Source organism: Micromonospora sp. NPDC002411 (assembly GCF_053592955.1).
The window spans coordinates 1-9252 of sequence record NZ_JBSFBM010000268.1 but is presented as its reverse complement, the minus strand read 5'-3'; the positions used below and the strand labels follow the sequence as shown (position 1 = coordinate 9252).

General features: G+C 71.2%; 9 protein-coding genes and 1 pseudogene. 2 read left to right on the top strand and 8 right to left on the bottom strand.

Annotation, left to right across the window (positions count from 1 at the left end):
- Positions 1–91 precede the first annotated feature (91 nt).
- The gene (gene truB / locus ACWCO3_RS26110; protein ID WP_145785003.1) at positions 92–976 is read right to left on the bottom strand and encodes a tRNA pseudouridine(55) synthase TruB; all 885 of its coding nucleotides are present in this window, start codon (positions 974–976) and stop codon (positions 92–94) included.
- Positions 977–1175: 199 nt separating this feature from the next.
- On the opposite strand from truB, the gene ACWCO3_RS26105 reads away from it, so the two are divergent.
- Both ACWCO3_RS26105 and ACWCO3_RS26100 read left to right on the top strand, forming a co-directional pair.
- Positions 1176–1478, top strand: coding sequence for a hypothetical protein (locus tag ACWCO3_RS26105; RefSeq protein WP_145785004.1), 303 nt, complete (start codon positions 1176–1178; stop codon positions 1476–1478).
- 10 nt (positions 1479–1488) lie between these two features.
- Complete coding sequence (locus ACWCO3_RS26100; RefSeq protein WP_145785005.1) at positions 1489–2466, top strand: hypothetical protein; 978 nt, start codon at positions 1489–1491, stop codon at positions 2464–2466.
- A gap of 11 nt (positions 2467–2477) precedes the next feature.
- On the opposite strand, the gene ACWCO3_RS26095 is transcribed toward ACWCO3_RS26100, so the two are convergent.
- From ACWCO3_RS26095 to infB, 7 genes and pseudogenes are all read right to left on the bottom strand, one after another.
- The gene (locus tag ACWCO3_RS26095; protein WP_358048885.1) at positions 2478–3800 is read right to left on the bottom strand and encodes an MATE family efflux transporter; all 1323 of its coding nucleotides are present in this window, start codon (positions 3798–3800) and stop codon (positions 2478–2480) included.
- A gap of 587 nt (positions 3801–4387) precedes the next feature.
- Complete coding sequence (locus ACWCO3_RS26090; protein WP_208745211.1) at positions 4388–4597, bottom strand: DUF6186 family protein; 210 nt, start codon at positions 4595–4597, stop codon at positions 4388–4390.
- Complete coding sequence (locus tag ACWCO3_RS26085) at positions 4597–5004, bottom strand: hypothetical protein (protein WP_088990968.1); 408 nt, start codon at positions 5002–5004, stop codon at positions 4597–4599. Before ACWCO3_RS26085 ends, ACWCO3_RS26090 begins: the two co-directional genes overlap by 1 nt.
- A 101-nt stretch (positions 5005–5105) precedes the next feature.
- Positions 5106–6164: a DHH family phosphoesterase gene (locus ACWCO3_RS26080; RefSeq protein ID WP_450012520.1), complete on the bottom strand. Its 1059-nt coding sequence runs from the start codon at positions 6162–6164 to the stop codon at positions 5106–5108.
- Positions 6161–6652, bottom strand: coding sequence for a 30S ribosome-binding factor RbfA (gene rbfA, locus ACWCO3_RS26075; RefSeq protein WP_145785008.1), 492 nt, complete (start codon positions 6650–6652; stop codon positions 6161–6163). The genes ACWCO3_RS26080 and rbfA overlap by 4 nt, the downstream gene beginning before the upstream one ends.
- Before the next feature lie 126 nt (positions 6653–6778).
- Entirely contained in the window at positions 6779–7075 is a 297-nt protein-coding gene (locus ACWCO3_RS26070; RefSeq protein WP_145785009.1) for a DUF503 domain-containing protein, read from the bottom strand.
- A gap of 90 nt (positions 7076–7165) precedes the next feature.
- Positions 7166–9139 (bottom strand): annotated as a pseudogene (infB, locus tag ACWCO3_RS26065) (translation initiation factor IF-2); the annotation flags it as partial.
- Positions 9140–9252 lie beyond the last annotated feature (113 nt).

Here is a 9252-nt window from a genome sequence, read left to right as displayed (position 1 = left end):
CCGGGCGCCGCGTCGTACCCCCGCCACCGCTGCATGCCGCTCCTCCCCTGCTGTCCCGCCGGCCGGGGGCCGGCGGACCTGCGCCCCGCCGTCAGGCCGGGGCGAGCACGATCTCCGCGCGGGCCCGCCCGTCCCGCTCGCTGACGATAGCGATCAGACCGCCGGCGGGTCCGAAGACGGCGTACGGCCCGGTGAGGCCGGCCGGGTCCAACGGCCCGCCGTGGGCGAGCACCCGAGCCTCCTCGGGCGTGGCCTCCCGACGCGCGAAGAAGCGGTCGGCTGCCGCGTCCAGCGGCAGGTTCACCACCTCCGGGGCGCGCTGCTCCAGCTCGTCGAGGGTGGCCGCCTCGGCGAGGGTGAAGCCGCCCACCGCGGTCCGGCGCAGCGCGGTCAGGTGTCCGCCGACACCGAGCGCGAGGCCCGCGTCCCGGGCGATGGCCCGGATGTACGTGCCGGAGGAGCAGGTGACGTCCACGTCCACGTCCACCAGGTCCGGCTCGGTGCGGCGGATCGCCAGCACCTCCAGGCGGGAGATGGTGACCCGCCGAGCGGGCAGCTCGACGCTCTCCCCCTCGCGGACCCGCTTGTACGCGCGCTGACCGTTGATCTTGATGGCGCTGACCGCGCTCGGTACCTGGTCAACCTCACCGCGCAGCGGTGCCAACGCCGAGCGGATCGCGTCGTCGGTGAGATGACCGGCCCGAGTGCTGGCGATCACGTCGCCCTCGGCGTCGTCGGTGATGGTGGCCTGGCCGAGCCGGATGGTGCCGGTGTAGCTCTTGCCCGCGCCGATCACGTAGGTCAGCAGGCGGGTGGCCCGGCCCACACCGATCACCAGCACACCGGTGGCCATCGGGTCGAGGGTGCCACCGTGGCCGACGCGTCGGGTCTTGGCCAGCCGGCGGATCCGCGCCACCACGTCGTGCGACGTCATGCCGCCGGGCTTGTCGACGACGATCAGACCATCGGTGCTCACGTCGGCCAAGCCTGCCAGACGGCCCGTACCGCGCGGTGCGTGGGCACGCCCGGCGTGACCGGAGCCTCCGCCCAGGCGGCCTGAGCGGTTGGCCGGGATGCGACGTCGATCCGGCGGTTTGTCCGGCGGGACAGCCGCCGACCGAAACGGGTGCGAAGATCATCTGCCCGCTGACCGCGCCCCGAGATCAGGACCGCCGATGACCTCCGACCGACCTCCGGGCCACGAGCACCGCGCCCGGGTCGACCTGCCGCAGTGGATGCGGGAGCCGACACCGAAGCGGCGGACCCCGGCACGCTACGTCGACGACCTGATCGAGGGCTGGCCGCCGCTACGGACTGCCCGCCGGGCGGTGTGGCACTGGCGCAGCCGGAGCCGATGGGGCGAGTCGCATCCGAACATCGTCGCCGTGCTGTCGTTCGTCGTGGCCACGGTCATCGGCACCGCGTTGGTGACCGGCGCCTACTATCTGCTCGCGCTGGCCACCAGCGGCGAATACTGACGGAGAAACCGTGACTGACACATCGTCGAACGAGCCCACACCGACGGGCCCGGCAGACCCACCACCACCGCCACCCGCTGCGGTAGCCGAGGTCAACCCGGTACGCCTGCCCGAGTGGATGCACTCGGCACAGACCGAGCACCAGCCCACCGGCTGGGACCGGGTCCGCTTCTTCTCCGCCCGGCACAACGGCGCACTGCTGGTCGGCCTCGGGCTGGTCCTGGCCCTGCTGATGGTTGTCGGCGGCGGGCTGCTGGTCACCCACGTCGCTGGCGGCACGACCGCCGCACCGTCCGGCGATCCAGGTGAACCGCGGGACCTGTTCGCTGACACCCCCGCCGCCTCCTTCGCTCCCGCCGAGGAAGCCGTGGTGCTGCCGACGGCGAACGCCACCGGCCCGTTCAGCGCGGCTGAGGTACGTGCCGCACTGGAGTCGGTACGCGAGGCACTGATCAAGGGCCGGGTCGACTCCTCGATGCTGCTGGGAAACCGGGTGCCGTTCCTCGCGCTGTTCGGCCCGGACGCCGCCAAGCAGGTCGGCCCATACTTCAGAGACGGCGGCTTCCTGAGTTTCGCCACCCGGATTTCGACACCTGAGAGGTGGGACGACACCCGGGCGAACGGGCGGATCAGCTACCGGGCCACCGAGGAAGACGACATCCGGCTGCTGGAGGTGACGACGGAGTTCGTCTGGGCGTACTCGTTCAAGGTGGACGTGCGGGCGCCGGCCGGTGCGGGCGTGGTGGTGATCCGCGACAAGGTGATCTGGCAGGTGCCGCACACGGGTGACGTGCAGGCCGCCAGCCAGGGCCTCTGGCTCGCCTCGGCAGACGCCGTGAGCTGGAACCTGCGATGCGACGGGCTGCGTGACGGCTGGGTGCAGGAGCAGACGTGGAGCGCCGACCGGCATCTGGACCAACTGCCGGCGGGTGACCCGGGGACCATCTTCGACCTCGACGCGCCCCCGCCGACCACCACCCGCTGCTGATCGAGCGGTGGTCAGCGGACCGCGCCGACCACCGCCCAGTTGCCGTTGCGCAGGCGCAGCAGCAGAGCGACCAGCCGGATCACCACGAACACTGTGAGTCCGGCCCAGATGCCGCCCAGCCCGAGGTCGAGGGCGTACGCCAGCCAGATCGCGGGCAGGAAACCACCGAGCGCCGCCACGATGGTGAGGTTGCGCAGGTAACGCACGTCACCAGCGCCGATCAGCACGCCGTCGAGGGCGAACACCACCCCGGCCAGCGGCAGCATCACGACGAACCACGGCCACGCGACCATGGCCTGCTCCCGTACCCCCGGGTCGGAGCTGAACCATGTCGGCACCACGCCGGCGCCGGCGGCGACGAACAGCGCGAACCCGACGCCGCAGATTCCGCCGAGCAGCCCGATCCGGCGGGCGAGCGCCCGCGCGCCCGCGTCGTCGCCGGCACCGAGCGCGGCACCCACCAGCGACTGCGCGGCGATGGCGAGGGCGTCGAGCACCAGCGCGGTGAAGAACCAGAGTTGCAGGGCGATCTGGTGGGCGCCGACAGCGGCGGCGCCGAAGCGCGCGGCGACGGCGGTCGCGGAGAGGAAGCTCGCCTGGAACGCCAGCCCTCGGATCAGCAGGTCCCGGCTGAGCACCAACTGCTGGCGGATCACGCGGGGTCGGGGCCGCAGCGACACCCGTTCGGCGACCAGCGCGGCGGCGAAGAGCGCACCGCAGAGGGTCTGCGCGACGACGTTGGCCACCGCCGAGCCGATCAGGCCCAGCCCACCGGGGTAGACCAGCAGCGGGCACAGCACCGCGGAGAGCAGGTTGGGGCCGAGCACGAAGTACAGCGGGCGGCGGGTGTCCTGCACGCCGCGCAGCCAGCCGTTGCCGGCCGCGGCGAGCAGCAGGCCGGGGGCGCCGAGGGCCGCGATCCGCAGCCAGTGTGCGGCGGCGTCGGCCACGTCGCCAGCACCACCGGCGAGGGTACGCGCGAGCGCGGCTCCGCCGAACTGCATGCCGATCGCGATCACCAGACCGACACCGAACGCCAACCAGGACGACTGGACGCCCTCGGCCACAGCGGCGGCCCGGTCTCCCGCGCCGAAGCGGCGGGCCGCACGCCCGGTGGTGCCGTACGCGACCACGGTGCCGACCCAGGCGGTGAGCGTCATCACCGTGCCGCCGACGGCGAGCGCGGCGAGTGGCACCCGGCCGAGGTGACCGACCACCGCCGTGTCGACAAGCACGTAGAGCGGCTCGGCGGCGAGCACCACGAGGGCCGGCAGGGCGAGGCTGGCGATCCGGCGCGGCGAGACGGATCGGTCGGTTGTGGCGGTCTGGCTCATCGCCGCCGATCCTGGCACGACCGCAGTAAGGATCGCAATCCCGCCGACTGCTTACCTCGTCGGCAAGCTCCCCCAGCGGGTGGCGCTCAGGGTCGTCGTCACGTCCCGCGCAGGACCTGCCAGCGGGCAGTCGGGGTGTCGGCCTCTCTGGTCAAAGGCACACCAGGAAGCGTCCGCCCCTGTCCGACCGCACCGACCAGAGGGATCAGCGTTGGCCCGGTCGGGTCACTGGCGTGTGTCCATCGACGTCTGCAGCGCGCGGCGAGCCTGCTCACGGGCGTCGTCGGTGGTGGTCTCGGGCTTGGGCTTGTTCGGCACGGTGGTGGTCCTTCCAGGGAGCGAGCCACCGACACACGGTGGCCCTCACGGGCGGTCCTGCTGAGCGCCCCACGGCGGTCCGGGGTTACCGGAGCAGCCGCCTGGGCAGCTTGAGCCCGGGTCGGTCCGACCCTGGAGGGAGGCAGCACGAGGTGTGGCACCACCACCCATGACCTGCACCGCCACGCGGCGCCGGCCCTCTCCCAAGTTATCGTTCAGGTCCATATGCTGCTCACGGTTCCCGCCATCTGGACGGTCGGCAACCCGGCTCAACGGGCCAGGAAGTGCCATCCCAGCCACCACCAGAACCCGAACAGACCGATCCGGCCCACCGGCACCAGACCGACCTCGTAGCGCATCACGTACGCGCAGACCTCGCCGAGCGTGGGGATCCGGGAGCCCTCCCGCCGGGCCATCCACTCGACCACGGCGAAGAGCACCAGCGCGGCCAGGAAGCCGCCGATCGCAAGCGCCCGCATCATCGCCGCACCAGCCCCCAGAAGGCCGCCAGCCAGGCGAACCAGGCCGCCGAACGAGTCAGCTGATCTTCCAGGAGAGGGTCGGCGAGCCGGGAGAAGGTCGGGAAGTCATCACCGGCGGCCAGCACGAAGGTCGCACCCTCGAAGACGCCGAAGACCACCACCGGCACCGCCCACCAGGCGGCTCCCGCGCCCAGACGGCGCGGCGCCGGTCGCCGAGGCACGCGGTTGCTCAGACCGAGCCAGATCAGCACCCCGCCGGTGCCGAGGGTGAACAAATTCGCCTCGGTGGAGAAGGAGGCGAACCGACCACCGACCAGCGACAGGCAGACCAGGACGGGAACGGAGACGGCGGGCCGGTCCCAGGCGCGGGGGGCCTCCACGGTGAGGTCGTGCGGCTGCTCCATCCCGCAATTCTTCCCGGTCTCACGGAGCGCGGGAAGACCGACACTCCCCGGAGCTGACCCTGATCTTCGGGCTTGGCGGATCGATGGCGGTAAACGCCGCGTCAGCTCGTGGGCTGGACCAGCGCCCCGTCCAGTTGGTCACGGATCGACTCGACCACCTGCTCGATGGTGCCCCGACCGGTGAAACCGGCCGCGAACGTGTGACCACCGCCGCCCAGCGCGACCGCGACCCGGCTGACGTCCACAGCGCCCTTGCTGCGCATCGACACCGCCCACTCGCCCGACGTGGTCTGCTTCAACACACAGCCCACGTCCGCCTCGGCGGTGCAGCGCACCGAGTCGATCAACGCCTCCAGCACGTACGGCCGCTGGTCGTGTCGGGCCAGGTCGTCCAGGGTGGCGAAGGTCCAGACGAACCCTCGGCCAGCGGCGGCGGTCGGCTCCAACTGGGCCCGGCCGAGCACCTCACCGAAGAGACGGACCGCGCCGAAGGGCCGGGTGTCGAACACCCGCCGCGAGATGTCGCCCGGCGAGATGCCGGTGGCCAGTAACCGGGCGGCCATCTCGTGCACCGCCGGGGTGGTCGCCGCGAACCGGAACGAACCAGTGTCAGTGGTCAGGGCCACGTAGAAGCACTCGGCGATCTCCCGATCGACCACAACCCCGAGCCGGGCCAGCAACCGCTCAGCCACCACCGACGTCGCCGCAGCGCCCGGATCCACAAGGTTGACAGTGCCGAAGCCCGGGTTCGAGGCATGGTGGTCGAGCACCAACGCCGCACCCGCCGACGACAGCCGCCCGGCCAACTCGCCGAGACGCGACTCGCTCGCCGCGTCGAAACAGATCACCAGATCGGGTGCGGGGTCCGCCGCGTCGGCCGGGACCAGCAGCTCAAGACCGGGAAGCCCGCGCAACGGCTCCGGCACCTCCGGCGGCCCGGGGAAGGTCGCCTGCACCTCGCGTACGCCGAGCTGCCGCAGGCCCAGCGCGAAGCCGAGCATGCTGCCCAGGGCATCGCCGTCCGGGTTGACATGACAGATCAACAGCACCCGGGCGCCCACCGGGAGATCCCGCAGCAGCGCCTCGGCCGCAGCCCAGTCCGCCTCGGTGGGGACAACCCCGGCCGCCCCGGTCAGCGGGGCGCTGGTGGCGCTGGTCACCGCGTTTCCCCACCCCGCGGGGTCTCCTTGACGTCGGAGACCTCGTCGGCCTCGTCCGTCTCGTCGTCCTCGTCGTCCACCCGGTAGGGCTGGGCCTCGCCCGCGTACTTCGCCTGGGCGGCGAGCCGCTGCACCTCGGCGTCGGCGTTGCGGGCGGCGGCGAGCAGGTCGTCGATGTGCTTGACCTGGTCCTGCACGTCGTCGAGGACGAACGCCAGGGTCGGCGAGTGCCGAAGCCCGAGCGCCTTGCCGACAGTGCTGCGCAACATCCCCTTGGCGCTCTCCAGCGCGGCGGCCGTGTCCGCCTGGGCCACCGAGTCGCCGAGCACCGTGTAGAAGACCGTCGCGTCGCGCAGGTCAGCGGTTATCCGGGCGTCGGTGATGGTGATCATCCCGAGCCGCGGGTCCTTGATCTGGCTCCGCACCACCGACGCGACCAGCTCACGCACCCGCTCGGCGTGCCGGCGTACCTTGGCCGGATCAGACATCTCGCCACCTCCACGGCGTCCTGCTCCCGGTCGACCCGGCGACCCGGAGGCCGCCGGCCGACCGGCCAACATCTCGAACATTACCTTCGCGGCCGCACCGGTCGCCCGGCACAGCCGGCACCGTGGTCAGTCGTCGTCCACGCCGTACAGCCGGCGTCGAACCGACAACAGCTCGACCTCGGGACGGCCGGCCACCAGGCGCTCACAGGAGTCGAGCACCTCGCGGACGTGCACTGTCTCGGCGGCCACCACGGCCACCGCAATCTGCGCCCGACCGTGCAGGTCGAGCGCTCCCACCTCGGCGGCCGACACCTCGAAGCGGCGCAGCGCCGCCACGATCGGCCGTACATATGATCTCTTGGCTTTGAGCGACCGGGAGTCGCCCGGCAGCAGCAGGTCGAAGACCGCGGTTCCGGTGAACATCGCCCCGGACGATACCGCCAACCCGCCCCGCATGATCAAGGGGTTTACGCCGAACGGCGTAAACCCCTTGATCAGCGTGTCACTGCCGGATCAGGCGCGAACCTTCTCCCGCATCTCGAAGGTCTCGATGACGTCGCCGACCTGGACGTTGTTGTAACCACCCAGGGTCAGACCACACTCGAAGCCCTCGCGGACCTCGGTGGCGTCGTCCTTGAACCGCTTGAGCGAGGTGATCGTGAGGTTGTCCGCCACGACCGTCCCGTCCCGAAGCAGTCGAGCCTTCGCGTTGCGCCGGATGATGCCCGACCGGACGATGCAACCGGAGATGTTGCCGATCTTGGACGAGCGGAAGACGTCGCGGATCTCCGCGGTGCCCAGCTCGGCCTCCTCGTACTCCGGCTTGAGCAGGCCCTTGAGCGCTGCCTCGATCTCCTCGATGGCCTGGTAGATGACGGTGTAGTACCGGATCTCCACGCCCTCGCGGTCGGCCATCTCACGGACCTTGTTCGAGGCCCGCACGTTGAAGCCGATGATCGTGACCGGCTCGGACGAAGCACTCGCGAGCATGACGTTGCTCTCGGTGATCGCGCCGACGCCCCGGTCGAGGACCTTGAGCTGAACCTCCTCGGGGATGTCGAGGTTGAACAGCGCGTCCTCCAGGGCCTCCACCGAACCGGAGACATCGCCCTTGAGGATGAGGTTGAGCGAGGTCTTCTCGCCCTCCTTGAGCTGCTCCATGAGCGTCTCGAGGGTGGCCCGACCACGGGAGTTGGCGAAGGACGCCGCCCGCCGCCGTGCCTGCCGCTGCTCGGCGATCTGCCGCACCGTGCGGTCGTCCGCCGCGGCGAGGAACGTGTCGCCCGCGCCGGGAGGCGCGGTCAGACCCAGCACCATGACCGGACGCGCCGGCCCAGCCTCGGAGAGCTGGTTGCCGTTCTCGTCGAGCATGGCCCGGACCCGGCCGTGCGCCCCACCGGCGACGATCGAGTCGCCCGCCCGCAGGGTGCCCTTCTGCACCAGCACCGTCGCCACCGCACCGCGGCCCTTGTCCAGGTGCGCCTCGATGGCCACACCCTGCGCCGGCCCGTCGATCGGAGCGGTCAGCTCCAGCGACGCGTCGGCGGTCAGCAGGACGGCCTCGAGCAGCTCCTCGATGCCGATGCCCGGCTTGGCGGCCACGTTGACGAACATGGTCTCGCCGCCGTACTCCTCGGCGACCAGGCCGTACTCGGTCAGCTGCTGGCGAACCTTGTCCGGGTTGGCATCCGGCTTGTCGACCTTGTTGACCGCGACCACGATCGGCACATCGGCCGCCTTTGCGTGGTTCAACGCCTCGATGGTCTGCGGCATCACACCGTCGTCGGCCGCGACGACCAGGATCACGATGTCCGTGACCTGGGCGCCACGAGCACGCATGGCGGTGAACGCCTCGTGACCCGGGGTGTCGATGAAGGTGACCGCCCGGTCCTCGCCCTCGTGCGGGACGTGGACCTGGTACGCACCGATGTGCTGGGTGATGCCACCCGCCTCACCGGCAACGACGTTCGCCTTACGGATGGCATCGAGCAGCTTGGTCTTACCGTGGTCGACGTGACCCATGACGGTCACCACCGGCGCACGGCTGACCAGACGCTCCTCGGCCACCTCCGCGTCGAGGTCGATGTTGAACTGCGCGAGCAGCTCGCGGTCCTCGTCCTCCGGGCTGACGATCTGGATGTCGAAGCCCAGGTGCTCACCCAGCAGGTGCAGGGTGTCGTCAGAACAGGACTGGGTCGCGGTGACCATCTCGCCCAGGTTGAACATCTCCTGGACCAGCGAACCCGGGTTGGCGTTGATCTTGTCGGCGAAGTCCGACAGCGAGGCGCCACGGGAGAGCCGGACGACCTGACCCTGACCCCGGGGAGCACCCGAGCTCATGGTCGGAGCCGACAGGTTGTCGAACTCCTGTCTGCGCTGCTTCTTGGACTTGCGACCGCGCGTCGGCCGGCCACCCGGACGCCCGAAGGCACCCGCGGCGCCGCCGCCACGGCCACGACCGCCCGCACCCGGACGACCGCCGCCACCGGCCGGACCACCCGGACGGCGGGTCTGGTCATGTCGACCCTCGACGTGGTCGCGTACGCCGGTGAGCGGCACGGCAACGTCAAGCCGGCCAACTTCCTCGACATCGGCGGTGG